Origin of the sequence: Amycolatopsis nigrescens CSC17Ta-90, from assembly GCF_000384315.1 — a bacterium.
GTDB classification, from domain to species: domain Bacteria; phylum Actinomycetota; class Actinomycetes; order Mycobacteriales; family Pseudonocardiaceae; genus Amycolatopsis; species Amycolatopsis nigrescens.
In genome coordinates, this window is sequence record NZ_ARVW01000001.1 from 6,028,835 (window position 1) to 6,050,581 (window position 21,747).

The window sequence follows — 21,747 nt, forward strand, 5'->3', positions numbered from 1 at the left end:
CGCCGGACCGGCTGCGTCGGGTTCAGGGCGCGACCGCGATCACGTCGATCTCGACCAGCCAGTCCGGCTGGGCCAGCCCGGCCACCTGGAGCAGGGTGTCGGCCGGGTAGGGCTCGGTGAAGTACTCCGCGCGCAGTTCGACGATCTTGTCCAGGTGCGCCATGTCGGTGACCATGATCGTCACCTTGACCACGTCCGCCAGGCTCGCGCCGGCCCGGCCGAGCACCGTGGCCAGGTTCGCGAATGCTTGCCGCGCTTGGGTTTCGAAGTCCGCGCCGACGGTCCTGCCCTGTTCGTCGATGCCGGCCTGGCCGGAGAGGAAGAGCAGGTTCCCGGCACGGACGCCGAGCGAGATGTTGTACGGCCGGTACCAGTCGGGGTCGCCGCCGATGCGCTGCGTGCTTGTCATGAGCACAGCCTCAGCGGTATGAACCAAACGGACAAGTACGGTCTTGAATGTGCGATAGTGCCGGTTTGTATACCAAGGAGGTCCGATGGGTGAGCGCGTCGAGGACATGCCGGAGTACTGCACCATCGAGGCCGCGATGGAGGTGGTCGGCGGCAAGTGGAAGCTGGCCATCCTGAAGAACCTGCTGCCCGGCGTCCGGCGTTTCGGGGAGCTGAAACGGGCCATGCCGACGGTCACCGCGCGGATGCTCACCCGGCAGCTGCGCGAGCTCGAGGCGGACGGGCTGATCCGGCGCGAGGTCTACCCGGAGGTGCCGCCGAAGGTCGAGTACTCACTTACCGAGGTCGGCCGGAGCCTGGAGAAGATCGCGCTGGAACTCGAAGAGTGGGGCGCCTGGTACCGCCGACTCAGTACTACCTCGTGAGTGAAAAGTGTTGCTCTGGCAACGCTTTTCACTCACGAGCGCGGCGGGCGCGGTAGGCCTGGACGGCGATCCGGTTGCCGCAGTTGCGGCCATGGCAGTAGCGCCGTGAGCCGTTGCGGGACAGGTCGACCAGCATCCGCTCGCAGTCCGGTGCCGCGCAGCGGCGGATCCGGTCCCGCCCGCTGCTGACCAACAGGGTGGCGATCGCCATCGTGATCTCCGCGCCGACGTGGTGCACCAGCGGCGCGCCGGGGGTGTGGAAGTCGATGTGCCAGTCGAAGCCGTCGTGGTTGGTCAGCCGGGGCGTGGTACCGGCGTTCGCGATCAGCTCGTTGACCAGCTCGGCGGCGGTTTCGAAGGAGTCCGCGGTGAGCACCGCGCTCAGCCGGGTGCGCAGCCGCCGCACCGCCGCCAGATCGGCCGGGGTCGGCGGGCCGGTGTTCTTGAAGTCCAGGTCGAGCAGCAGCCGGTGCAGCTCGGCGGGATCGGTGAGCTGCTCGGTGCCGGCGATCTCGGGCGCGGTGTTCACCAGTTCGACGGCCGCGTTCGCGCCGCAGGTGATGTCATGACCAAAAAGCATTTTGACTAGTGACTCCTTGGTGGCTAGCTTGTCATAAGCGTAACCCGTTTTTGGTCATGTCTGGAGGATTCGATGCTGCTCGGCACCCGCGCGTCCGAGCGCACCGGCGGACGGCTGATCCCGTTGCTGCTGGCCGGTTTCAGCCTGGTCGTGGTGGCGGTCAACCTGCGCCCGGCGATCACCGCGGTCTCCCCGCTGCTCGGCCAGCTGCAGGCGGAGACCGGGTTGTCCAGCTCGGCCGCCGGGCTGCTCACCTCGCTCCCGCTGTTCTGCTGCGTGCTGTTCGCCTCGTTCGCGCCGCGGCTCGGCCGCCGGATCGGCCTCGCCACCGCGATCGCCGGCGTGCTCGTGCTGCTCGTCGCGGGTCTCGTGCTGCGGCTCGTCCCTTCGATGCTGGGCCTGTTCGGCGGCACCGTGCTGATCGGCATCGCCGTGGCCGGTGGCAACGTGCTGGTGCCGGCGCTGATCAAACGCGACCACCCGCACCGGCTCGGCCTGATGACCGGGCTCTACACGATGAGCCTCAACATCGGCCCGGCCGCGGCGGCCGGCCTGACCGTGCCGCTGCAGCAGGCCACCGGGCTCGGCTGGCGCGGCACCCTCGCGCTGTGGGCGGTGCCGGTCGTGTTCGCGCTGGTGGTCTGGGCGCCGCGACTGCGCGGTGACCGGCGCGGCGGCGGTGGCGGCCCGGCGAACGTGCTCGGCATCTGGCGGCAGCCGCTGGCCTGGTCGGTGACCGTGTTCTTCGGCGTGCTGACGCTGTTCTTCTACACCACGTCCGCCTGGCTGCCGAAGCTGTTCGTCGACAACGGGATGACCCCGGCGCGAGCCGGCGCGATGCTGTCCGTGGTCAGCCTGGTCGCCATCCCGTTCGCCCTGCTCGCCCCGATTCTCGGCGCGCGCACCCGCGACCAGGTCTGGCTGACCACGCTCGGTGCGGCGCTGCTCGCCGGCGGCCTGCTCGGGGTGCTGCTCGCGCCGGCGCAGGGCACCGTGCTGTGGATGGTGCTGCTCGGCGTCGGCCAGGGCGTTGCCACCGGCACCTGCTTCTCGCTCATCCTGCTCCGGTCACCGGACCCCCACCGCGCCGCGCAGCTCGGCGGCATGACCCAGACCGTCGGCTACACCCTGTCGACCACGGGCCCGCTGGGCGCTGGCGTCCTGCACGACCTCACCGGTTCCTGGGCCGCGCCGGTCGGCATGCTGCTGGTGCTCGTGCTCGTTCAACTGCTCGCCGGCCTGCACGCCGGCCGCGACAAGCTGCTCGAGTGACCGGGTCAGAGGTGGTCGAAGACGTCGCCGCTGACGCCCGCGATCCGGCCGCCTCCGCGGTACTGCGAGCTGTGCGCGGCGAGCGAGGCGCGTTTCCGGCTGGCGACCGGATGGGCGTGGAACGCGAGCAGCGTGGCCACCCCGGCTAGCCGGCCAGTTCGATCGCGACGCCGACGGTGCGGTCCTTGGGCCCGCGCAGCCGGCTGAAGAACATGGTCACCTGGCCGACGATGCCGTACTTCCTGGCCACCGCGCGGCGAACCCGCTCGCTGCCTTCGTCGTCGAGCAGCCGGGCCTTTCCGTTGACCACCGGCCCGTGCGTGCTCTTGCCGCGCAGATCGCAGGCCTGGACGGTGACGTCGCCGTTGTTCCGGATGCGCTTGACCTTGCCCGCCTTGCGTTCGCTCCACAGCACCAGCTCGCCGTTGTCACCGGCGATCCAGACCGGGGTGGGGACCGGGTCACCCGACTTGCGGAAGGTGGTGACCACCACGTACTTCTCGGCCGACAGCCGTTCGAACTCCGATAACTCCTCTGCCATGGTGCCAAGCTAGCCGGTCACGGTGTCCGGCGGCGCAGGGTGGCGGCACCGAGGATCAGCGCGAGCAGGGCGCAGCCGGTGACGATCAGCAGGTTGCGCACCACCGTCCCGTCCATAGTGGACGACGACGTGACGTGGCGGAGCGCGTCCACCGCATAGGACAACGGCATCACGTCGGACAGCCAGTTCAGCAGCCGTCCCATCTCCTCGCGCGGCATGAACAGCCCGCACAGCAGCACCTGGGGCAGCACGAACACCGGCATGAACTGGATGGCCTGGAACTCGGTGCGGGCGAAGGCGCTGACGAACAGGCCCAGCGCCATGCCGAGCAGGGCGTCCAGCACCGCGATCAGCAGCAGCATCCAGAGCGACCCGGCGATCTCCAGGCCGAGCCAGGCCACCGAGACCCCGGCCGCCACGGCCACCTGCACCACCGCGATCGCGCCGAACGCGAGCGCGTAGCCGCAGAGCAGGTCGAACCGGCCGATGGGCATCGTCATCAGCCGTTCCAGGGTGGCCGAGGTGCGTTCGCGCAGGGTGGTCACCGAGGCGATCAGGAACATGATCAGGAACGGGAAGACGCCGAGCAGTGCGGGTGCGCTGCGGCTGAACAGCTGCTCGGAGTTGAACACGTAGCGCAGCAGCACCATCAGCAGGGACGGCACCAGGACGAGCATGACCACGGTGCGCGGGTCGTGCCGGAGCTGGGTGAGGATGCGCCTGGCGGTGGCTGTGGTGGACATGGTGATCGAGAAGCTCATGCGTGACTCGCCTCCGCGGCTCGGACCAGCTTGAGAAAGGCCTGTTCCAGATCGGCGGTGCCGGTGGACTCCCGGAGCCGCTGCGGGGTGTCGTCGGCGAGCAGGCTGCCGTCGCGCATCAGCAGCAGCCGGTCGCAGCGCGCGGCCTCGTCCATCACGTGGCTGGACACCAGCAGGGTCGCGCCGTCCGCCGCGAGCCTGCCGAACAGGTCCCAGAGCTCGTCGCGCAGCAGCGGGTCGAGGCCGACCGTCGGTTCGTCCAGCACCAGCAGCTCCGGCTTGCCGAGCAGCGCGACGGCGAGGTTGGCCCGTCCGCGCTGGCCGCCGGAGAGGTCGCCGACGAGCTGGTTCGCGTGATCGTCCAGGCCGACCGCGCCGATCACCCGCCGCACGTCGGACGCGGGCGCGCGCAGGATGTCCGCGAAGTAGCGAAGCGCCTCGGCCACGGTCAGATCGGCGTAGATCGCCGGGTTCTGGGTGGCGTAGCCGATCTTCCGGCGCAGCGCCGGGCTCCCGGCCGGCTGCCCGAGCACGGTGACCTGGCCGCCCGCGACCAGCTGCACGCCCACGATCGAGCGCATCAGCGTGGTCTTGCCGCAGCCGCTCGGCCCGAGCAGGCCGGTGATCACCCCGCGCGGCACTTCGAACCGGAGGTCGCGGACGACCTCGCGGCCTCCTCGCCGGACCCGGAGCCCGTCCACCAGTACGGCAGAATTAGTCATGCGTTTAATTCTGCGCCCGATGAACTCTTCCCGTCAAGCCGGGACCTCGCCGAAGCGGGACAGGGCGAGGGCGGCGGTGACGGCGAGCAGGAAGCCGAGTACCGCGACGGCCGCGAAACCGGGCCGGGTGCTGTCGCCGAGTACGAACACGCCGATCGCCGAGGGCACCACGGTCTCGCCCACCACCATCACCGCGGTGGCCGCGGTGACCCCGCCGCGTTGCAGCGCGGAGGCGTAGAACAGCATCGCCAGCACCCCGGCCAGCGCGACCGCATAGGTTGCCGGGTCGGTCAGCAGCTCGGTGAGGCCGAAGCCGGGCAGCACCCGGCCGGACACCGCGACCAGTCCGAAGCACAGCCCTGCGATCAGGCCGAGCGCTGGGGTGCGCACCCGCGGCGATGCCCGCCCGGCCAGCATCCCGGCGGCGCCGAGCAGCACCGCGATGATCGGCAGCGCGACGTGGAAACCGGTGCCCACCGGGCTGGAGCCCTCACTCTGCGCGGACGCGCCGAGCAGGGCGAGCCCGGCGCAGACCACGGCGACCGCGGCCCACTCCCGCCGGCTCAGCCGCACGCCGAGCACCATCGTCGAGATCGCGGTCACCGCCAGGCTGGCGGCCAGCGCGGCCTGCACCACGAACAGCGGGAGCACCCGCAGCGCGGCCAGCTGGGCCACGAAACCGAGCAGGTCGAGGCCGAGCCCGAGCAGGTACTTCCACTGTTTCAGCACGCGGATCAGCAACCGGGGGTCCACCCCGTACGAACCGTCCTCGGCCGCGCGGGCCGCGATCGCCTGCAGCACCGAGGCGACGCCGTACGCGACGGCCGCGGTCAGCGCGCAGACCAGTCCCCACCACATACCGGCGAGCGTAGGTTCTCCGAAGCCGGCTGCCCGATCGGGCGGTGTTGACCGGACTGTCGGCTGCTGCCGTTGCCGTTCCCGGTTCGAGCGGATCAGACTCGGTCAGGTGACTGGGCCAGGGGATCGGTTGCTGCGCGAGCTGCCCGCGGCGGCCGGGCAGGGTCTCAGCGCGGAGGAGCTGGGAGAGCTGGTGTCGCGAGCCATCGCGCCGGTGGTGGCGCACGATGGCGTGCGGCTGGACGGCACCAATCCGACGCTGGGCACCGGCCCGGGGGCGTTCGGATTCTGGTACGGGTACGAACCCAGCCTCAGCCGGGCGTTGCAGCACAGCTACCACGCGGGTGACGATCCGTGCCTGGCCGAAGACCTGGCACGGCGGCCGGTACCGGTGGGGGTGATCGGGACGGGCGGTGGTGACCGGCGACGCGACAAGCTGACCCGGCGTTTGCTCACAGACCATGGAGCCGGCTGCGAGTTGCGGTTGCTGTTGCGGGATGCCCGTGGCGTGTGGGGAATGCTCGGGCTGTTGCGGGCGCAGGGCGACAGGCCGTTCGACGCGGGCGACGCGCATCGGGTGGCGAGCCTCGGGCCGTCCCTGATAGCCGCGCTGCGCGGGTATGTCACCGCGGGTCCGCTGGCACCGGTCATCCAGGCGCTGCCGGCGGGCGTGCTCCTGCTCGGCCCTGATCTCGAGGTCAGCGCGGTCACCCCGCAGGCACTCAGGTGGGAAGAACAACTGCGGGGCCGCGAAAACTGTCCGGGCTGGGCCCGCGAAGCGTTCTTTGTCGAGCTGGCCCTGCGAACTCGCATCCATGCCCGCGATCCGCGCACCCGGCCCCCGGTGGTCTACGGACCCGCCGTGAACTACGGCCGGTGGATGGCCTTCCACGGACAGGTGTTCGACAACGACGACGGCACCGGTGGCGTGGCGATCGTCATCGAGGCCGCCACCGGCACCCGGTTGCTGCCCGCGTTCTGCGACTGGTACGCCATCACCACCCGCGAACGCCAGATCATCACCGAGCTCCTCGATGGTGCAGCGGCAAAGCGGATCGCCCGCCGGCTCGACCTGTCGCTGCACACGGTCAACGACCACCTCAAGAAGATCTTCCGCAAGACCGGTGCCAGCGGCCGCGACGAACTCGTCGCCGCGATCACCGGCTGAAACCCGAGCCGAGGCTCAGCGGGCGCGGGCGCGGATCCGTTCGCCGGTTTCACGGAGCGCGTCGCGGTCCGGGCCGGCCAGTACGACGCTCGCCCATCGCGGGTCGTAGCCGCCGCGGGAGTCGTGGGTGGCGGAGCGGTTGGCGAAGATCCGGCTGACGTCGTGGAAGACCACTTCCGGGTAGTCGGCCAGCCAGCCCGGGTCGGCGAGCGCGGCCCGGTCGCTGTCGTAGGGGGTGAAGTGAATGGTTCTGGCGAACGGGTTCGTGACCGGATGGGCGGACGCGCGCAGCCCGGTCGTCGACACCTCGGCGAGCGCCAGCTCGCACTGGTCCCAGCCGGTGGTGAGCTGGGTGAGGTACGGAACCCGGTCGCTCGCGGGCCGGGTGTGCGTCTCGATCAACATCGGTTCGCCGTGGTGCAGCGCGATTTCGGTGTGCGTGGCCGCGTGGCGCACGCCCAGTGCTGCCAGGCAGGCCGCGGCGTAGTCGGTGATCAGCCGGGCGGTCGCCGGATCGACGTCGGCCGGGGTTTCGTGTTCGTGCACGATGAAGTGCGGCGGGCCGGATACCACCTTGCCGGTGATGGCGAGCGCCCGGTGGCCCTCCGCGCCGGCCAGACCCTCCACTGTGTACTGAGGACCTTCCAGGTGGGACTCCCACATCATGGTCCGCCCGGGTGGGATCACCTTCAGCTCCGTCGCGGCCGCGACGAGCCGCACACCGGAACTGGCCGTGCCGTCGACCGGCTTCACCACCAGCGGGTAGTGCTCCGGCTTGGGTTCGTCGTGGCCGACCATGCCGAACGCGGGCTGGGCCAGCCCGGCCCGGCCGAGCGCCTTGCGCATCAGGTACTTGTTCTTGGTGCGCAGCACGGCGTCGACCGGCGTGCCCGGCAGGCCGCACACCGACGCGACCAGTGCCGCCGACGTGACGCCGAACTCGACGAAGGAGACCACGCCGTCGTAGCGGTCCAGGTCCGGCAGTTCGAGCACCGACTCGGGCGCGGACACGTAGGGCAGCCAGTGCACCCGCCTCGGCATCACCTCCGGCGCGCGCAGGGTCTCCACCGGGTCGTAGACCACGTCGTACTCGATGCCGAGCCGTCCGACGGCACGGGAAAACGTCGGTGGGCGGGACCCCACGATCAGCACCGTCATCGGTCACCTCTCCGGTTGTCGCGGTGTGCCAGCAATGCCGCCAGCAGTGGTTCCGGGCCGAACCGGATCACGTCCGTGGTCGGCAGCCCGGTCTCTTCGGTCACCTGGCGCACGGCCGCCGCCGCATCGCGGTCGGACATGCCCAGCGTGCGCAGCGACACCCCGACGACGGCGCAGTCACCGTCCGGGCGCACCAGGTTCACCATCTCCTCGTTCGCCGCGATGAGCCTTGGCAGGTCCGGCAGCCGGCAGTCGGGGCGTTCCTCGATGCTGGTGGCGCCCGCCGCGTGGCACATGATCATCGCGTCCGGCAGCGCGCCGTGCATGATCCCGACGGTGACCGCCGCGTATGCCGGGTGGTTGAGCGCGCCCTGCCCCTCGACGAACGTCCAGTCGAACCGCTCGGCCAGCTCGACCACGTGCTCCTGCACCGCTCCGGCGAGGAAGTCGCTCACGATCCCGTCGGCGGGCAGGCCGCCGCCGGCGATCATCATGCCGGTCTGCCCGGTGGCCAGGAACGTGCTGCTCAGCCCGGCCTGGCGGGCCGCGCGGTCCAGCTCCAGCATGGTCGTCATCTTGCCGACGGTGCCGTCGGAGCCGACGGCCAGCACGGTGCTGTTGCCCTGCCTGCGCTCGACGTGCGCGGCGACCCTGCGGTCCTCCGGTGGGGTGCGCAGGTCGTGCAGCCGGACGCCGTGCCGGCGGGCCGCGGTGGCGATCTCGGGATCCTGCGACAGCCGGAAGTGCAGGCCGCTGAGGATGTCAAGGCCGGACTCGATGGCCAGCAGGATCTGAGCGCGAAAGTCCGGTTTGAGCTGGTCGCTCGCCGGTGAGACGCCGATGGCCAGCGTGTCCGGGCGCGCGGTCAGCGACTCCGGCACGTCGCGGAACACCGGGATGCCGTGCCCGACGTCCTGCCCCAGCGCGGTCGCGACGTCCATCCCGCTCCGGGTGCTGTCGATGGAGCCCACGATCTCCGGCTCCCGGTAGCGGATCAGCCCCACCGCCGTCTTCCCGCGCATCGGCGTCAGGTTCCGCTCGGCCAGGACCACGATGCGCGCCATCAAGTCTCCTCGTCCCGTCCGGCGCCCGTCCGCCGCGCCCACCCTACCGTGATCGTCGTTGCCGCCCCGACCAGCACAAACGCCGCCGCACCGAGGTACCACCCGGCGGTGCCGCCGGACGCGAGGAGCGCCGCGAGCGCGGGACCGCAGACCGCCCCGATCGACGTGCCGAGGGAGAAGGTGGCCTGGTACTGACCGTGCCGCTGCTCCTTGGTCAGCGCGAAGGCGAACGCCCAGCCGGCGGCCGAGGTCCACATCTCGCCGACGGTGAAGACCACCGTGCCGGCCAGGAGCAGCAGCACCGCCGGCTCCGCCGGGCCGGTCGCGGCGAACCCGAACAGCAGGCAGGAGCCGCCGAGCGCGACGCTGCCGCGCAGGTTCAGCCCGGTGGCCCGCCGGGTGGTGTCCGCTCGCCGCGCCGCGCGCACCTGGAGCAGCACCACCATCGCGGTGTTGAGCAGCAACGTGATCGACACCAGTTGCTGGGGCGCCTCGGTCCGCGTCGTGATCCACAGCGGCAGGGCGACGGTCAGCACGCTGTAGCGGATCGCGGTGAGCCCGCACAGCAGCGACATCGCGGTGAACGGGACGTCGCGCAGGGCGGCCAGCGGACCGGCCGGACGCTCCGGCCTGCTGTCCGTGCCGACGTTCGCCGTGCACCAGGCGCTGATCGCGACACAGCCGGCGCCGACGACGAGCGCGACCTGGTAGGCGGCCGGCACATCGAGGTGCAGCGGCACGATCGCGATCAGCGCGCCGACCGACAGGCCCACGTTGCGCACCGACCGCTGGTAGGCCTTGAACCGGGTGCGGTCACCGCTGACCAGCAGGCCGCCGATCAACGCGCTCTGCGCGATGCCCACCCCGACTATCGAACCGCTCACCAGCCCGACCGCCACGCAGTAGGCCGGGAAGGACCACACGAACGCGTAGCCCGCGACCCCCAGCGTGGCGAGCGCGGCGAAGCCGATCGACGTACGGCGGGCGCCGAAGTGATCGACGAGCCAGCCCGCGGGAACGGGCGTCAGCAGCCCGAGCACGGCGCCGACGGACATGCCGACACCGATCTTGGCGGCGTCGAAGCCGAGCCAGCGCACCGCGAAGATCATGCCGCAGGACAGGAACACCCCATGGCCGACGAAGCAGGTCAGTGCGGCCGCGGCGAGCGAGCGCTCGGCGCCCGTGCGGGGGAGCAGGCGCGCCAGCCGGGTGGCCGGCTCGGCGGCGGGCATCATGGCGTCCCCCATTTCCCGGATTCATGGTGCCGCGGCCGAGGATTGTACCCAACTCTCTGGTGTCGTAAGTGAGTTAATCCAGTCGCGGTAAGCGGGATTGGGTAGCGAGGATATGTTCTTTCTCTTTTCTGTCTCGGCGGAAGGGCGCCTGCGGCCTGCCTGCAGGCCACGAATGGTTCTCGCTCGACTACGCTGAGTCGTTACGAGGCCTTGTGGCCGCTTGACCAGGCGACTTCGGTGCGTGAGGGAAGGGCTCCCCCTCGTTCGCCCGACCGGACCAGCCGTTGGGTACCATCTCGTTATGGAGACTGTTGTTGTCGGCACTCGGAGAAGCCACCTCGCCCAGGCCATGGTGCAGGAGTTTCTGGGCAGGCTCAGCTCGTGCCCGGTGGTCAATTTCCAGAGCCGCCAGGTCAGCTCCGCCGGAGATCAGGACCGGAAAAGCTCGCTCAGCGAGATCGGCGGCAGCCGCGGCGGGGCATTCTCCAGTCAGCTCGAAGAGGAACTGTTCGCCGGGCGCATCGATGTCGCCGTGCATTCCTTGAAGGATCTCCCCACCGCGATGCCGGACGCGTTGAGCCTCGCCACGACGCCGCCTCGTGAAGACATCCACGACGCGCTGTGCGGTTCGACGCTCGCCGGGCTCCGCAAGGGGGCCAAGGTCGGTACCGGCGCCGTCCGCCGGATCGCCCAGCTCAAGGCCGTGCGGCCGGACCTGGACATCGTCCCGATCCGGGGAAATGTCCCCCCGCGGCTCGCGAAGCTCAAGAACGGCTTCGACGCGGTCGTGCTCTCGGCCTCGGGTCTGCGCCGGCTCGGTCTCGAAGACAAGATCACCGAACTTCTTCCGCTGGAGCAGTTTCCGCCGTCTCCCGGGCAGGGCGCGATGGGGATTCAGGTCCGGCGCAGCGACACCGAGCTGCTCGCCATGCTGAACGAGTTCGGGGACCCGGTGGCCGACGTCACCGTCCGGGCCGAGCGTGCCCTGCTGGCCGAGCTGCACGGTGGGTGCTCGGTCCCGATCGGCGCGTATGCCCTGCTGGGGCCGGACGGTTCGACCCTGACCCTGACCGGTCAGGTGACGTCGGTGGACGGCTCCCGGCAGATAAACGGCACGGTCGAGGGCACCAACCCCGAAGAACTCGGTAAGACGCTGGCCGAAATCCTGCTTCAGCGCGGGGCGGAATCGATTCTTCAGGAGATCCGGACTCCGGTCTAGTTCCCCATTTTCTCCGCGATCTCCACGGCCGCGTAAGTGATGATCGAGTCCGCGCCGGCGCGCCTGAGCATGGTGAACAGCTCGATCAGCAGATCCCAGTTTCCGGTGTTCGCGCCCAGCATCGTGTACTCGCCGGAGACGGAAAACGGTGCCAGCGGAATCTTCAGGTGCTCGTTGAGCACGACCAGTACGTCCGCGCAGAACAACGCCGGCTCCAGCAGCAGCATGTCCGCGCTTTCGGCCAGCAGCCCCGCTGCCGCGCCGATGGCCGCGGCCGAATCGGACGGAGCCAGCTGGAAAGCGCGGCGGGGACCGGATACCGGCACCGCGCCCATTGTCTGACGGTAACCTTCGTACAACCGTGAATCGAAGATGAGGTGAGGCATGATCTTCACCCCGGCGTGGCCCGTTTCGTCGAGCGCCTGCCTGACCTTCCGCACGCTGCCGCCCAGCATCGAGGCCGGGCCCACGACGTCCGCCCCGGCGTCGGCCTGAGCGACAGCCTGTTCCGCTATCGCGTCTATCGTGGCAGTCACATCCGGAGTGCCGTTCCGGTCGGCTATATAACATTCGCCGCTCGCCGTGTAGGAGCACAGACAGGTTTCCGTCAGCACGGTCACCGACGGATCGACGACTTTGACCTCGTGGATGGCCTGTGCCATCAGACTGTGCGGGCTTCGCCCTGCTGATCCGATCGGATCACGCCGTCCGTCGGTGGAGAACAGTTTCACCGATTGGACTCCAGCGTGCGCGGCCCTGGTCACCGCGCGGTTGAGCATGCCGAGCGGCACGGTTGGCATCGGCCGCGGTTGACTGGAACCGTCGTCGCGGACGAGGAAGACCATCGTCAAGTTCGCTGGAGCAAGCAGGGATTCCACAACTCGTCTCCCCAGGATTCGTGGTTCTGCGGTCGTGGACGGTACCAACTCCGCTCCGATATGCACACCGTCGATCTGATGGTGTGCGTGATAGCGATATGTTCTGTCGGTTTTCTGTCCGAACGGCGGGCGCGGGTCAGCCGGTGAAGGCGGAGTCGACGGCCTTGGTGAGCTCGGTGACCGTGCTGAGCAGCGGCGCGACCGGACGGACCAGCTCGGTGAGCTTCTCCAGCAGCCGCCCGACCACCCCGCGGTCCGGCTTGGCCTGACCGAGCTCGTCGCGCAGGATCTCGGCGGTGGCGATCGTGGTGCCGGGCAGCTGCTCGTGGTGGGCGTCGAGCAGTTCGGACACCCGGTCGAGCAGTTCGGTGGTGCGCCCCGCCGGGTCCGAGAACTGCGAGGCGACCTGCACGTCACCGCTGACCACGCGCGCATTCGGGCCGACCGCCTGGTTGCCGACGGTGCTCTGGCCGCCCGATTGCTGGATGCCGTAGTTCGGTGCGTTCACGCTGGTCCTCCTGGATCAGGTTCCGGATGTCGCCGCGGGTTCGGCGGTGGACGGCTTGGTCACCTGCTGGCTGATCGAAGCCTCGGTGCCGACGGCCTGGCTGCCGACGTTGCTGATTCCGCCGGTTTGAATAATGCCCTGGTTCAGGATAGCCATCTGCCGGTTGCGGAATTCTGTGGTGTCCACCTCATGTGCGTCCAGGAAGTCGAGCATGGCGGCCAGCACATGCCGTTCGATCAATTTAAGGTGCTTGTCCGCGTCCGCTTTCTGGAAGTAATTGTGGTAAAGGGTGTCCGCCGCCAGTTGCCGCGCGCTCACCCTGGCGCCGTAGCTGTAACCGAGGTCGTTCCTGGCCACCGTGCGGGCCAGCTCCCGCCTGTTGGCGCGGCGCCAGTCCGACAGCAGCGCGCTCAGCACCCGGCCTGGCGCCCGCAGCACGCTGCTGGTGAGTTCCCCGGCGGCATTGCCAAGCAGCCTGCCGACCTGGCCCGCGGTCAGGTTGTCGGTCAGCCGGTCGACGTCGTGGTACTGCTTCCAGAGCGGGCCGAGGGTGGTCCGCTCGCACTGCAGGTACAGCAACCGCCCCTTGGTGGAGAAGTGCAGGAAGGTGCTGGCGACCACCTCACCGCCCCAGGAAGGCACCCGCGCGCACAGGTAGTGCCGCGCGGATCCGCTCGGTTCGGCCGCGATCTCGCGGATCTCGTCCGCGCTCAGCAACTGCCGGGGCGCCTGGTCCCGGCGCGGCAGGAACTTGCGGTACGAGGTCAGCGTGTTGCCGCTGATGAACACCCGGTCCTCCAGCACGAGCCCGCCCAGCTCCGGCCCGATCGGCCGCAGCCGTTCACGCACGTACTCGATGAGTTCGAGGACGTCCAGCGCCACCGCTTCGCCGTCGCGACGCAGGGTGGGCAGTGCGAAGGACCAGTTGGACACGCTGGGCCCGTGCCCGACGAAGGGGTTGTACCCGTCGTACACGGTGAGGTTGCCGCGCTCGGCCCGTTCGATCTCGTCCAGCCGTTCGGACTGCCAGGCGTGCATCGGTTCCGGCGCCTCGTCCTGGCGGAACTTGGACCTGGTCAGTTCGCGCGCGGCCACCTGCCTGGTGTGGAAGAGGTCCCAGGCGACCAGCCCGTAGAGCACCAGCCCGGTCAGCAGCGCCAGCACCGGGATGCCGATCAACCAGTCCGGCACCCCAGACTGCTCGGACCGCCGCGCCCCGGGGTCGACGTCGAGCACGGTGATCACCTGCACCGAGAAGTACAGCAACGCGACGATCATCAGCACCGCGAACAGCACGTGCCGCGGTCGTCCGCCCTGTGCCGCCATTCGGCCGAACCACCCCGCCGCCGGCATTACCAGCGTCAGCGCCAGGATCGTCCACAAAGGAGCGACGATGAGCGCGACCACGGTGGTGCCGAGCAGGCCGGCGTCCCGCAGGAGGCGTTGCCGCCGCCCGGCGAGGCAGTGTTGCAGCACCGGCCGCAGCGAGAAGTCCACCGACGGCGCCACCGCGTGCAGGTCGTCCGAGAACAGCGCCTTGTTCAGCTGGTCGGCGAACTTGTCGTCGGTGCGGGCGGCGACGCAGAGGTAACGCGTGGTGTCGTCGGGCGAGGGCGCGGCGGCATCCGGCTCCAGTGCCTTTTTCATTCTTCCCCTTACCAGAAGGACTTCGGAGTGGTGCGGCGTTCGTCCGCCGGGAGGGGACGGGAGCCGAAGAGCCCGGTGCCGGGACGGCCGGCCGGTGCCCGGTGCGCGCCGGAGACCGCCATGCCGACCACCAGCCCGAGCAGGGCGCCGAACAGCGCGGCCTGGCTCAGCGGGCTCAGGAACAGCTCGATGGAGTCGTATTCGCTGCCGGCGGACCAGGGGGACGGGCCGAGCAGCGCGGGCGTCAGCAGGCTCGCGGCCACACTGGCGACGGTGGCGCTGAGCGCTGTCGCGCCGATGCCGGCCATGGCGGCGAAAACGCCGGTGGCGGGTTTCGCCGAGCGGGCGAGCCGGGTCAGCAGCACTACCGCCAGCACGGTGAACAGGAGGGTGCGGATGTTCTGGTACCAGAACATCCAGGCGCCGGTGCGTTCGAGATCCACCTGCCAGCGCGGGAAGAGCAGGGTGCTCGACAGGGCCGTGAAAGGTTCGTCGAAGTCGCCCCGGACCAGATCGAGCTGCCTGCCGATCCAGGGATTGCCGGCCACCAGCACGTAACCCAGTACGACGGCCACTCCCGGCGCGGAAAACCGTTGCCGTCGCCCACTCGTCGCTTCCACCACGCGTTGAAGCTAGACCAGCCGTGAGAACGCTTCCATGGCTCGGCGCCGCTTAGTTCCCAACCGTTATCCGTCGATGTAGTGCTGGATCGCCGGAGCGACGAGCTGCACTATTTCCTCTTCCGGAACCTCGGCGATCGGTGGTACGGCGACGATGTAGCGGAGCAGCGCGACGCCGATCAGCTGCGCAGCCGCCGCGGTCATGCGTACCCGCGGGATGCCGAAGCCGTCCGCGACCTTGGAGAAGACGACCTGGTCCATGAAGGTGCGCATCATGGCCGCGGCCTCTTCGTTGGTGGTGACCGAGCGCAGCAGGGCGAGGAAGGGCGCGCGGCCCGCCGGTTCCCGCCACAGGTCGAGGAAGGCGCGCACCAGGCGTTCGCCCGCGTGTTCGCGCGGGCCCTCCAGAATGGCCGGGATCAGTTCCGCGGGGTTGAACGGCAGTTCCATCGCGGCCACGAACAGTTGTTGCTTGGTGCCGTAGAAATGGTTCAGCATGGCGGGGTTCACCCCGGCCTCGGTCGCGATGGCGCGAACGGTGGCACCGCCGTAGCCCTGTTGGGCGAACAGCTTTCGCGCCGCGGCCAGGATGTGCTCTCTGGTCTCGGTCTGCCCTGGACGTCTGCCGGCTCGTGCCATGCGTTGATCTTATTCCCCGGCTTCGAGCAGCCGCCGGAACTCGCGCTCGGGGTCCTTGAGCATCCGGTGCACGGTCTGCACGCTCGCGCAGGGCCAGGCCCGCAGGCAGCAGCGGCAGAGGCCGTACCGGTTCTCGTGGTGGTCCATCAGAACGGCGCGGATCACGTCCACCAGATCCGGAATCAGCCGCCTAGCCGACCTCGCGTCCGCTTCGCCCCATGAAGCGACCTTCATGGCGAGGTATTCCGCCATATCGAGATAACGGTACAGCTCATCGCGAAGCAGGTCGTACGCGTCCTGTTGAGCCGAGTTCAGATTGGTCATGACTACAGGAAACAACCTTGACACCGGGACAGGAAATCCGCCTTTTCGGGGGATATATTTGCGAACGGAGGATTGCTTCATCGAGCCGCGCTAATTTTGCCTCATGAAGGACAGGGAGCCCACCATCAGAAGCAGACAGCTCGGCGCGGGTCTGCGCAAGGTGATGCATCGCGCCGGGCTGAACGGCAGCCAGGCCGCGCGCAAGCTCGGCTGGGTCGACAGCACGGTTTCCCGGCTGCTCAACGGAAAACGCGGCGGGGATGTGGTCGAGGTGTCCGCGTTCCTGGCCATCTGCGGGGTCGTGGGCGAGGAACGCGAGTACTACTTGCAGCTGGCGCGGGAGGTGGCGAAGGAAGGCTGGTTCCAGCAGCACGGCTCCCGCCTGCCCAAGCAACTCACCACCCTCATCGACCACGAGGACTTGGCAACCTCCATCGTGGATTTCCAGCCGATGATTATGCCCGGTGTTCTGCAAACCGCCGAGTACGCGCGAGCCTTGCTGATGGGGATGGGTACATTGCCTGAAGAGGAGATCGATGGCCGTGTTGCGGCAAGGATGGCCCGTAAGGGACTGTTCGGTCGCTCACCGCAAGCCCAATTCACCTTCTTCATCCACGAGTTCGCACTGATGTTGCGTGTCGGGGGCAACGAGGTGATGTCCGGCCAGTTGCACCAGCTGCTTCGGGATGCTGTTCGCCCCTATGTCACCCTGCGCGTGATACCCAGGACCGCAGGTGTGCATGCCGGGATCGCCGGAGCGTTCATGTTAATGGAGTTCACCGACTTCAAGCCGGTGGCTTACCTGGAAAGCCAGACAGCCTCGATCTTCCTGGAGAAGGCGGAGGAAATTGCCGCGTACCGGCTCGTGTTGACAAGGCTCGCGGAGAAGGCGCTGGATGAGGGACAATCGAAGGAGCGGATCGCAAACCTGGCGGTCGAGCGGTACTCCTAGCGGGAGGATTGCTATGGGCTCCCTCGGGTCATCCGAGCTGGTGTGGCGCAAGAGCAGCTACAGCGCGGCTGCGAACGGCTGCGTCGAGGTGGGGGCAAAAAGTCGGCTATTTGCCGTGCGGGACTCCAAGGACCCGGCGGGTGGGGCGTTGACCTTCGGCGATGCGGCCTGGCGGGCCTTTCTGGGTGCGGTTCGCTGACACGTAGGCTGGGCCGTATGTCAGTCGCGGTCCGGGTGATTCCCTGTCTTGATGTCGACGCCGGCCGGGTGGTCAAGGGTGTCAACTTCGCCGACCTTCGCGACGCGGGCGACCCCGTCGAACTCGCGCGCGCCTACGACGCCGAGGGTGCCGACGAACTCACCTTCCTCGACGTCACGGCCTCCTCCGGCAACCGCGAGACCACCTTCGACGTGGTCCGCCGCACCGCCGAGCAGGTGTTCATCCCGCTCACCGTCGGCGGCGGTGTGCGCTCCGGCGACGACGTGAACCGGCTGCTCCGCGCGGGCGCGGACAAGGTGAGCATCAACACCGCCGCGATCGCCCGCCCCGAACTCCTGCACGAGACCTCCCGGCGCTTCGGCTCGCAGTGCATCGTGCTCTCGGTGGATGCCCGACGCGGCGGTGACACCGCCTCCGGTTTCGAGGTGACCACGCACGGGGGCCGCCAGGGCACCGGCATCGACGCCGTCGAGTGGGCCGCCCGCGGCGAGGAGCTCGGCGTCGGCGAGATCCTGCTCAACTCGATGGACGCGGACGGCACCAAGGCCGGTTTCGACCTGGAGCTGATCGGCCTGGTCCGCAAGGCCGTGCACGTCCCGGTGATCGCCAGCGGCGGCGCGGGCGCGCTCGAACACTTCCTGCCCGCCGTGCAGCAGGGCGCGGACGCGGTGCTTGCGGCCAGCGTGTTCCACTTCGGCCAGCTCAAGATCGGCGACGTCAAGGACGCGCTGCGCGCCGGTGGGGTCGTGGTCCGATGAATACTCAAGAGTCCAAGCGGCTCAGGTCGGCGCCGCTGGAGGTCAAGGTCACGCTGGCGCTGCTGGTCGGCTGCGGCCTCGCCTACACCCTGCTCGGCGTGCTGGTCCTCACCACCAGCGAGGCGAGCTGGCGTTCGCTGCTGGTGCCGCTGACCAGCCTGCTGCTCGGCTTGGTCGCGGCGGGCGGGCTGGTGCTGCGGATGCCGTCCTCGCGTTACGCCGGGTTCGCCGTGGTGTCCCTCTTCGCGGTGGTGCACGCTTTCCTGCTGCTCGGCAGCGAGCTGTTGTGGTTCAAGCTGTTCTCCCTGCTCGCCGCCGCCGGCTACATCTACGCCGGGGTGCTGCTCAACTCGATGCCGGTGCGCCGGTACGTGCTGGGGGAGCGGGCATGACCGAACTCGACCCCGCGCTCGCCGCACGGCTCAAGCGCACCGCCGACGGCCTGGTCTGCGCGGTGGTGGTGGACCACGTCAGCTCCGACGTGCTGATGGTCGCCTGGATGAACGACGAGGCGCTCGCGCTGACCCTGTCCACCCGGCGCGGCACCTACTACTCGCGCAGCCGCCAGTCGCTGTGGGTGAAGGGTGAGACCTCCGGCCACGTCCAGCACGTCCGCGAAGTGCGCCTCGACTGCGACGCCGACACCGTGCTCGTCCGCGTCGACCAGGTCGGCCCCGCCTGCCACACCGGCACCCGCACCTGCTTCGACACCGACGACCGCCTCCTCCTCACCGACCCCTAACCCCCGCCGCGAGTCCCACACTCCACACCCGCGAGTCCCACGTTCGGCCTCGGCGAGTTCCCCTCCCGCGGCGTGTTGGCGGGTAGCCGCCGCTGCCCCAAGGTGAACTTCGGGGTGCGCGAGTGTGGGACTCGGGATGCGTGAAGGTGGGACTCGCGGGCTTAGTCCAGGGAGCCGGTGAGGTAGCGCTGGAGGTTCGGGGCGACGGCCTGGACCATGGTCTCGATGTCGGTGGAGGCCAGCGGCTCGAACTTGGCCACGTAGCGGATCATGCCCATGCCGATCAGCTGCGAGGCGCACAGCGTGGCGCGGAACTCGGCGTTGTCGGCGTTGATCTTGGCGGACAGCTTGCCGAAGATGTGGTTGAGGAAGAACTCGCGCAGCGCCTGCGCGGCCTGGTCGTGTCCGGCCACGCTGCGCACCAGCGCCTTGAAGGTGTCCGCGCCGGTCTGGTCCCACCTGGTCAGGAACACCCGCACCACCCGGCGGCCCAGGTCGTCGAGGTCGCCGTCGAGCAGTTCCCCGATCAGGTCGCGGGGGTCGAACGGCAGCTCCAGCACGGCCTGCGCGAACAGGCCCTCCTTGCCGCCGAACCAGTGGTTCACCATCGCCGCGTCCACCCCGGCCCTGGTCGCGATGGTGCGCACGGTCGCGCCCTCGAAGCCGGATTCGCCGAACACCGCGCGGGCGGCTTCGAGCAGGGCGGTCCTGGTGTCCTGCCCCGCCGGACGCCGTCCGCGGCGTTTGGCCGGGGGTGTGGGTTTCACGGTGGTCACCTGACCATCATGACTGCCAGGACCAAATCATTCAATCTTCATTGAATTTATGCCGGGTGCGAGGTGGATCGGGCACAGCGGCACAATGAGCCCATGGTAAGTGCCCGAACCGCGAATACCAGCACCGCAGGCCTCGGTTCGGTGAGCCCGGCGCGCGACGACTTCCGCGCCCTCGCCGAAGGCCGCCGGGTGATCCCGGTGGTCCGCAGGCTGCTCGCCGACGGGGAGACCCCGATCGCGGTCTACCGCAAGCTCGCCGCCGACCGGCCGGGCACCTTCCTCTTCGAGTCCGCGGAGAACGGGCAGAGCTGGTCCCGCTGGTCCTTCATCGGGGTGCGCAGCCCGGCCGCGCTGACCGTGCGCGACGGCAAGGCCACCTGGGTCGGCACGCCGATGGCGGGCCTGCCGGTGGACGGCGACCCGCTGACCGTGCTGCGCGAGACGGTCGCGACCCTGCACACCGAGCCGCTGCCCGGGATGCCGCCACTGACCGGTGGCATGGTCGGCTATGTCGGCTACGACTCGGTGCGCTGGTTGGAAAAGCTGCCCGAGCTGGCGGAGAAGGACCTGGACATCCCGGAGCTGACCATGCTCCTGGCCACCGACCTCGCCGCCTTCGACCACCACGAAGGCACCGTCACGCTGATCGCCAACGCGGTCAACTGGGACGACTCGCCGGAACGGGTGGACGCGGCCTACGACGACGCGGTGCGCCGGCTGGAGGAGATGACCGAACAGCTGCGCGCTCCCGCGCCCTCCACCATCGCGGTGTTCGACCGGCCGGCGCCGGAGTTCAGCCGGGCCAGGACGAAAGCGGACTTCCACGCCGCGGTGCACCAGGCGGTCGAGGCGATCCACGCCGGCGAGGTGTTCCAGGTGGTGCCCTCGCAGCGGTTCGAAATCCCGACCGGCGCGGACGCGCTGGACGTGTACCGGGTGCTGCGGACCTCGAACCCCAGCCCGTACATGTACCTGCTGCGCCTGGACGGGTTCGACATCGTCGGCTCCAGCCCGGAGGCGCTGGTCACCGTGCGGGACGGCAAGGCGACCACCCACCCGATCGCCGGCACCCGCTGGCGCGGGGTGGACCCCGAGGAGGACGCGCAGCTGGCCAAGGACCTGCTGGCGGACGAGAAGGAGCGCGCCGAGCACCTGATGCTGGTCGACCTCGGCCGCAACGACCTCGGCAAGGTCTGCAAACCGGGCACCGTGCGGGTGGTCGACTTCTTCGACATCGAGCGCTACAGCCACGTGATGCACATCGTCTCCACGGTCACCGGTGAGCTGGCCGATGGCCGGACCGCTTTCGACGCGGTGACCGCCTGCTTCCCGGCGGGCACCCTGTCCGGGGCGCCCAAGGTGCGGGCGATGGAGCTGATCGAGGAGCTGGAACCGACCCGGCGCGGGCTCTACGGCGGGGTCGTCGGCTACCTCGACTTCGCCGGGGATGCGGACACCGCGATCGCCATCCGCACCGCGCTGATGCGCGACGGGGTGGCCTACGTGCAGGCCGGTGGCGGGATCGTGGCCGACTCCGACGCCGACTACGAGGACAACGAAGCGCTGAACAAGGCACGTACGGTGCTGTCCGCGGTCGCCGCGGCGGAGACCATGGCCACCGCCGGCGTGCTCGACCCCGGAGGTGATCGGACGAGTGTCTGAGGCGCCCGAAACCGCCGCGCCTGCGCGCCGATCGCGTCCACTGTGGACGGTCGTGCTCGGGCTGTTGCTCGGTGCCGCGGCGCTGTGGGCCTCGTCCAGGCTGACCTGGTCCGCCCAGTACCGCGACGCCGGGGTGCGCGGCATGGTGCTGGAAACGCAGAACGGCGCGCAGCAGGCCGGCGCGCTGGTGCCGCTGGCCCTGCTCGCGCTGACCGGGGTGGCCGGCATGGTGGCCACCGGCGGCCTGCTGCGCCGGGTGCTCGCCGTGCTGCTCGTGCTGGCCGGGCTCGCGGCCTGCTGGGTGGCGGTGGACGGCATCCGGTTCGGCTACCCCGAAGGCATCCCGGCGGCGGAAATCCTTACCGGGCGCGGGCTCGCGGCGCTCGGGGGAATTCTGGTGATCGTCGGCGGGTTGGCAGGGATCAAGGGCGCGGGGCGGATGCCTCGGCTCGGTTCGCGGTACAGCACGCCGGCCGCCAAGCGCACCGCGCGTGACCCCGACATCCAGCTGTGGGAGGCGCTGTCCGATGGCGAAGACCCGACCAGGGCTCAGTGACTAGGCGTTCGCCCTGATGTTCGACGCCAAGACCGACCCGGAGCCACTACCGAC

General features: G+C 69.5%; 28 protein-coding genes. 11 read left to right on the plus strand and 17 right to left on the minus strand.

The genetic code is table 11. From position 1 onward, the window contains the following. Nucleotides 1–22: 22 nt before the first annotated feature. On the minus strand, nt 23–409 hold the full coding sequence (locus AMYNI_RS0128730; protein ID WP_020671540.1) for a RidA family protein: 387 nt from the start codon (nt 407–409) through the stop codon (nt 23–25). Nucleotides 410–494: 85 nt separating this feature from the next. On the opposite strand from AMYNI_RS0128730, the gene AMYNI_RS0128735 reads away from it, so the two are divergent. Further along, on the plus strand, nt 495–833 hold the full coding sequence (locus tag AMYNI_RS0128735; RefSeq protein ID WP_020671541.1) for a winged helix-turn-helix transcriptional regulator: 339 nt from the start codon (nt 495–497) through the stop codon (nt 831–833). Nucleotides 834–861: 28 nt separating this feature from the next. Here AMYNI_RS0128735 and AMYNI_RS0128740 read toward each other — a convergent pair whose 3' ends face one another. Beyond that, nucleotides 862–1,413 carry a CGNR zinc finger domain-containing protein gene (locus tag AMYNI_RS0128740; protein WP_020671542.1) on the minus strand — a complete coding sequence of 184 codons (552 nt, stop codon included), beginning with the start codon at nt 1,411–1,413 and terminating at the stop codon, nt 862–864. A gap of 72 nt (nt 1,414–1,485) precedes the next feature. Between AMYNI_RS0128740 and AMYNI_RS0128745 the strand changes: the two genes are divergently transcribed. Then, the gene (locus tag AMYNI_RS0128745) at nt 1,486–2,685 is read left to right on the plus strand and encodes a CynX/NimT family MFS transporter (RefSeq protein WP_020671543.1); all 1,200 of its coding nucleotides are present in this window, start codon (nt 1,486–1,488) and stop codon (nt 2,683–2,685) included. Nucleotides 2,686–2,690: 5 nt separating this feature from the next. Here the strand turns inward: AMYNI_RS0128745 and AMYNI_RS50570 are convergent, their stop codons facing one another. From AMYNI_RS50570 to AMYNI_RS0128770, 5 genes are read right to left on the minus strand one after another with little or no spacing between them, the layout of a single operon-like run. After that, a complete protein-coding gene (locus tag AMYNI_RS50570; RefSeq protein WP_020671544.1) occupies nt 2,691–2,825 on the minus strand; it encodes a hypothetical protein in 135 nt (44 codons plus the stop codon). A 5-nt stretch (nt 2,826–2,830) separates the two neighbouring features. Then, nucleotides 2,831–3,226, minus strand: a complete 396-nt coding sequence (locus AMYNI_RS0128755; protein WP_020671545.1) for a PPOX class F420-dependent oxidoreductase — start codon at nt 3,224–3,226, stop codon at nt 2,831–2,833. 17 nt (nt 3,227–3,243) lie between these two features. Further along, entirely contained in the window at nt 3,244–3,987 is a 744-nt protein-coding gene (locus AMYNI_RS0128760) for an ABC transporter permease (RefSeq protein WP_020671546.1), read from the minus strand. After that, nucleotides 3,984–4,709, minus strand: a complete 726-nt coding sequence (locus AMYNI_RS0128765; RefSeq protein ID WP_026361061.1) for an ABC transporter ATP-binding protein — start codon at nt 4,707–4,709, stop codon at nt 3,984–3,986. The genes AMYNI_RS0128760 and AMYNI_RS0128765 overlap by 4 nt, the downstream gene beginning before the upstream one ends. 33 nt (nt 4,710–4,742) lie before the next feature. Then, nucleotides 4,743–5,567, minus strand: coding sequence for a DMT family transporter (locus AMYNI_RS0128770; protein WP_020671548.1), 825 nt, complete (start codon nt 5,565–5,567; stop codon nt 4,743–4,745). Between the two features lie 130 nt (nt 5,568–5,697). On the opposite strand from AMYNI_RS0128770, the gene AMYNI_RS0128775 reads away from it, so the two are divergent. Next, a complete protein-coding gene (locus AMYNI_RS0128775; RefSeq protein WP_020671549.1) occupies nt 5,698–6,735 on the plus strand; it encodes a helix-turn-helix transcriptional regulator in 1,038 nt (345 codons plus the stop codon). A gap of 15 nt (nt 6,736–6,750) precedes the next feature. On the opposite strand, the gene AMYNI_RS0128780 is transcribed toward AMYNI_RS0128775, so the two are convergent. The 3 genes from AMYNI_RS0128780 to AMYNI_RS0128790 are packed head-to-tail and all read right to left on the minus strand — an operon-like array spanning nt 6,751 to nt 10,204. Further along, the gene (locus tag AMYNI_RS0128780) at nt 6,751–7,893 is read right to left on the minus strand and encodes an ATP-grasp domain-containing protein (RefSeq protein ID WP_026361063.1); all 1,143 of its coding nucleotides are present in this window, start codon (nt 7,891–7,893) and stop codon (nt 6,751–6,753) included. After that, the gene (locus tag AMYNI_RS0128785; protein ID WP_020671550.1) at nt 7,890–8,957 is read right to left on the minus strand and encodes an N-acetyltransferase DgcN family protein; all 1,068 of its coding nucleotides are present in this window, start codon (nt 8,955–8,957) and stop codon (nt 7,890–7,892) included. The genes AMYNI_RS0128780 and AMYNI_RS0128785 overlap by 4 nt, the downstream gene beginning before the upstream one ends. Continuing rightward, nucleotides 8,957–10,204 (minus strand): MFS transporter, encoded by a 1,248-nt coding sequence (locus AMYNI_RS0128790; RefSeq protein WP_020671551.1) that lies wholly within the window; start codon nt 10,202–10,204, stop codon nt 8,957–8,959. Before AMYNI_RS0128790 ends, AMYNI_RS0128785 begins: the two co-directional genes overlap by 1 nt. Before the next feature lie 289 nt (nt 10,205–10,493). Here AMYNI_RS0128790 and hemC point away from each other — a divergent pair, with 289 nt between their 5' ends. Next, complete coding sequence (gene hemC, locus AMYNI_RS0128795) at nt 10,494–11,411, plus strand: hydroxymethylbilane synthase (RefSeq protein ID WP_026361064.1); 918 nt, start codon at nt 10,494–10,496, stop codon at nt 11,409–11,411. On the opposite strand, the gene AMYNI_RS48450 is transcribed toward hemC, so the two are convergent. From AMYNI_RS48450 to AMYNI_RS0128825, 6 genes are all read right to left on the minus strand, one after another. Further along, a complete protein-coding gene (locus AMYNI_RS48450; RefSeq protein ID WP_169515777.1) occupies nt 11,408–12,289 on the minus strand; it encodes a hypothetical protein in 882 nt (293 codons plus the stop codon). The genes hemC and AMYNI_RS48450 overlap by 4 nt on opposite strands. A 136-nt stretch (nt 12,290–12,425) precedes the next feature. Continuing rightward, the gene (locus tag AMYNI_RS49660; RefSeq protein ID WP_020671554.1) at nt 12,426–12,797 is read right to left on the minus strand and encodes a hypothetical protein; all 372 of its coding nucleotides are present in this window, start codon (nt 12,795–12,797) and stop codon (nt 12,426–12,428) included. A 15-nt stretch (nt 12,798–12,812) separates the two neighbouring features. After that, complete coding sequence (locus AMYNI_RS0128810; protein WP_020671555.1) at nt 12,813–14,444, minus strand: hypothetical protein; 1,632 nt, start codon at nt 14,442–14,444, stop codon at nt 12,813–12,815. A gap of 8 nt (nt 14,445–14,452) precedes the next feature. After that, nucleotides 14,453–15,067, minus strand: a complete 615-nt coding sequence (locus AMYNI_RS0128815) for a hypothetical protein (protein WP_157357506.1) — start codon at nt 15,065–15,067, stop codon at nt 14,453–14,455. 63 nt (nt 15,068–15,130) lie between these two features. Beyond that, nucleotides 15,131–15,703, minus strand: coding sequence for a TetR/AcrR family transcriptional regulator (locus AMYNI_RS0128820; RefSeq protein ID WP_020671557.1), 573 nt, complete (start codon nt 15,701–15,703; stop codon nt 15,131–15,133). 9 nt (nt 15,704–15,712) lie between these two features. Further along, nucleotides 15,713–16,027 carry a hypothetical protein gene (locus tag AMYNI_RS0128825; RefSeq protein ID WP_020671558.1) on the minus strand — a complete coding sequence of 105 codons (315 nt, stop codon included), beginning with the start codon at nt 16,025–16,027 and terminating at the stop codon, nt 15,713–15,715. 103 nt (nt 16,028–16,130) lie between these two features. Between AMYNI_RS0128825 and AMYNI_RS0128830 the strand changes: the two genes are divergently transcribed. From AMYNI_RS0128830 to hisI, 5 genes are read left to right on the plus strand one after another with little or no spacing between them, the layout of a single operon-like run. Beyond that, nucleotides 16,131–16,979 (plus strand): helix-turn-helix domain-containing protein, encoded by an 849-nt coding sequence (locus AMYNI_RS0128830; RefSeq protein WP_020671559.1) that lies wholly within the window; start codon nt 16,131–16,133, stop codon nt 16,977–16,979. A 13-nt stretch (nt 16,980–16,992) separates the two neighbouring features. Beyond that, a complete protein-coding gene (locus AMYNI_RS0128835; protein WP_020671560.1) occupies nt 16,993–17,178 on the plus strand; it encodes a DUF397 domain-containing protein in 186 nt (61 codons plus the stop codon). Nucleotides 17,179–17,195: 17 nt separating this feature from the next. Then, on the plus strand, nt 17,196–17,957 hold the full coding sequence (hisF, locus tag AMYNI_RS0128840) for an imidazole glycerol phosphate synthase subunit HisF (protein WP_020671561.1): 762 nt from the start codon (nt 17,196–17,198) through the stop codon (nt 17,955–17,957). Continuing rightward, nucleotides 17,954–18,349 (plus strand): hypothetical protein, encoded by a 396-nt coding sequence (locus AMYNI_RS0128845; protein WP_020671562.1) that lies wholly within the window; start codon nt 17,954–17,956, stop codon nt 18,347–18,349. Before hisF ends, AMYNI_RS0128845 begins: the two co-directional genes overlap by 4 nt. Further along, the gene (gene hisI / locus AMYNI_RS0128850; protein WP_020671563.1) at nt 18,346–18,699 is read left to right on the plus strand and encodes a phosphoribosyl-AMP cyclohydrolase; all 354 of its coding nucleotides are present in this window, start codon (nt 18,346–18,348) and stop codon (nt 18,697–18,699) included. The genes AMYNI_RS0128845 and hisI overlap by 4 nt, the downstream gene beginning before the upstream one ends. A gap of 161 nt (nt 18,700–18,860) precedes the next feature. Here hisI and AMYNI_RS0128855 read toward each other — a convergent pair whose 3' ends face one another. Next, nucleotides 18,861–19,475, minus strand: coding sequence for a TetR/AcrR family transcriptional regulator (locus AMYNI_RS0128855; RefSeq protein ID WP_020671564.1), 615 nt, complete (start codon nt 19,473–19,475; stop codon nt 18,861–18,863). A gap of 93 nt (nt 19,476–19,568) precedes the next feature. Here AMYNI_RS0128855 and AMYNI_RS0128860 point away from each other — a divergent pair, with 93 nt between their 5' ends. Next, entirely contained in the window at nt 19,569–21,137 is a 1,569-nt protein-coding gene (locus AMYNI_RS0128860) for an anthranilate synthase component I (RefSeq protein ID WP_020671565.1), read from the plus strand. Next, the gene (locus AMYNI_RS0128865; RefSeq protein ID WP_051116374.1) at nt 21,130–21,693 is read left to right on the plus strand and encodes a Trp biosynthesis-associated membrane protein; all 564 of its coding nucleotides are present in this window, start codon (nt 21,130–21,132) and stop codon (nt 21,691–21,693) included. Before AMYNI_RS0128860 ends, AMYNI_RS0128865 begins: the two co-directional genes overlap by 8 nt. Nucleotides 21,694–21,747: the final 54 nt, after the last annotated feature.

Coding starts and splice junctions, on each gene's coding strand:
- AMYNI_RS0128730 (WP_020671540.1), bottom strand. CDS start 409: ATGACAAGCACGCAGCGCATCGGCGGCGACCCCGACTGGTACCGGCCG.
- AMYNI_RS0128735 (WP_020671541.1), top strand. CDS start 495: ATGGGTGAGCGCGTCGAGGACATGCCGGAGTACTGCACCATCGAGGCC.
- AMYNI_RS0128740 (WP_020671542.1), bottom strand. CDS start 1,413: ATGCTTTTTGGTCATGACATCACCTGCGGCGCGAACGCGGCCGTCGAA.
- AMYNI_RS0128745 (WP_020671543.1), top strand. CDS start 1,486: ATGCTGCTCGGCACCCGCGCGTCCGAGCGCACCGGCGGACGGCTGATC.
- AMYNI_RS0128755 (WP_020671545.1), bottom strand. CDS start 3,226: ATGGCAGAGGAGTTATCGGAGTTCGAACGGCTGTCGGCCGAGAAGTAC.
- AMYNI_RS0128760 (WP_020671546.1), bottom strand. CDS start 3,987: ATGAGCTTCTCGATCACCATGTCCACCACAGCCACCGCCAGGCGCATC.
- AMYNI_RS0128765 (WP_026361061.1), bottom strand. CDS start 4,709: ATGACTAATTCTGCCGTACTGGTGGACGGGCTCCGGGTCCGGCGAGGA.
- AMYNI_RS0128770 (WP_020671548.1), bottom strand. CDS start 5,567: ATGTGGTGGGGACTGGTCTGCGCGCTGACCGCGGCCGTCGCGTACGGC.
- AMYNI_RS0128780 (WP_026361063.1), bottom strand. CDS start 7,893: ATGACGGTGCTGATCGTGGGGTCCCGCCCACCGACGTTTTCCCGTGCC.
- AMYNI_RS0128785 (WP_020671550.1), bottom strand. CDS start 8,957: ATGGCGCGCATCGTGGTCCTGGCCGAGCGGAACCTGACGCCGATGCGC.
- AMYNI_RS0128790 (WP_020671551.1), bottom strand. CDS start 10,204: ATGGGGGACGCCATGATGCCCGCCGCCGAGCCGGCCACCCGGCTGGCG.
- hemC (WP_026361064.1), top strand. CDS start 10,494: ATGGAGACTGTTGTTGTCGGCACTCGGAGAAGCCACCTCGCCCAGGCC.
- AMYNI_RS0128810 (WP_020671555.1), bottom strand. CDS start 14,444: ATGAAAAAGGCACTGGAGCCGGATGCCGCCGCGCCCTCGCCCGACGAC.
- AMYNI_RS0128820 (WP_020671557.1), bottom strand. CDS start 15,703: ATGGCACGAGCCGGCAGACGTCCAGGGCAGACCGAGACCAGAGAGCAC.
- AMYNI_RS0128825 (WP_020671558.1), bottom strand. CDS start 16,027: ATGACCAATCTGAACTCGGCTCAACAGGACGCGTACGACCTGCTTCGC.
- AMYNI_RS0128830 (WP_020671559.1), top strand. CDS start 16,131: ATGAAGGACAGGGAGCCCACCATCAGAAGCAGACAGCTCGGCGCGGGT.
- AMYNI_RS0128835 (WP_020671560.1), top strand. CDS start 16,993: ATGGGCTCCCTCGGGTCATCCGAGCTGGTGTGGCGCAAGAGCAGCTAC.
- hisF (WP_020671561.1), top strand. CDS start 17,196: ATGTCAGTCGCGGTCCGGGTGATTCCCTGTCTTGATGTCGACGCCGGC.
- AMYNI_RS0128845 (WP_020671562.1), top strand. CDS start 17,954: ATGAATACTCAAGAGTCCAAGCGGCTCAGGTCGGCGCCGCTGGAGGTC.
- hisI (WP_020671563.1), top strand. CDS start 18,346: ATGACCGAACTCGACCCCGCGCTCGCCGCACGGCTCAAGCGCACCGCC.
- AMYNI_RS0128860 (WP_020671565.1), top strand. CDS start 19,569: ATGGTAAGTGCCCGAACCGCGAATACCAGCACCGCAGGCCTCGGTTCG.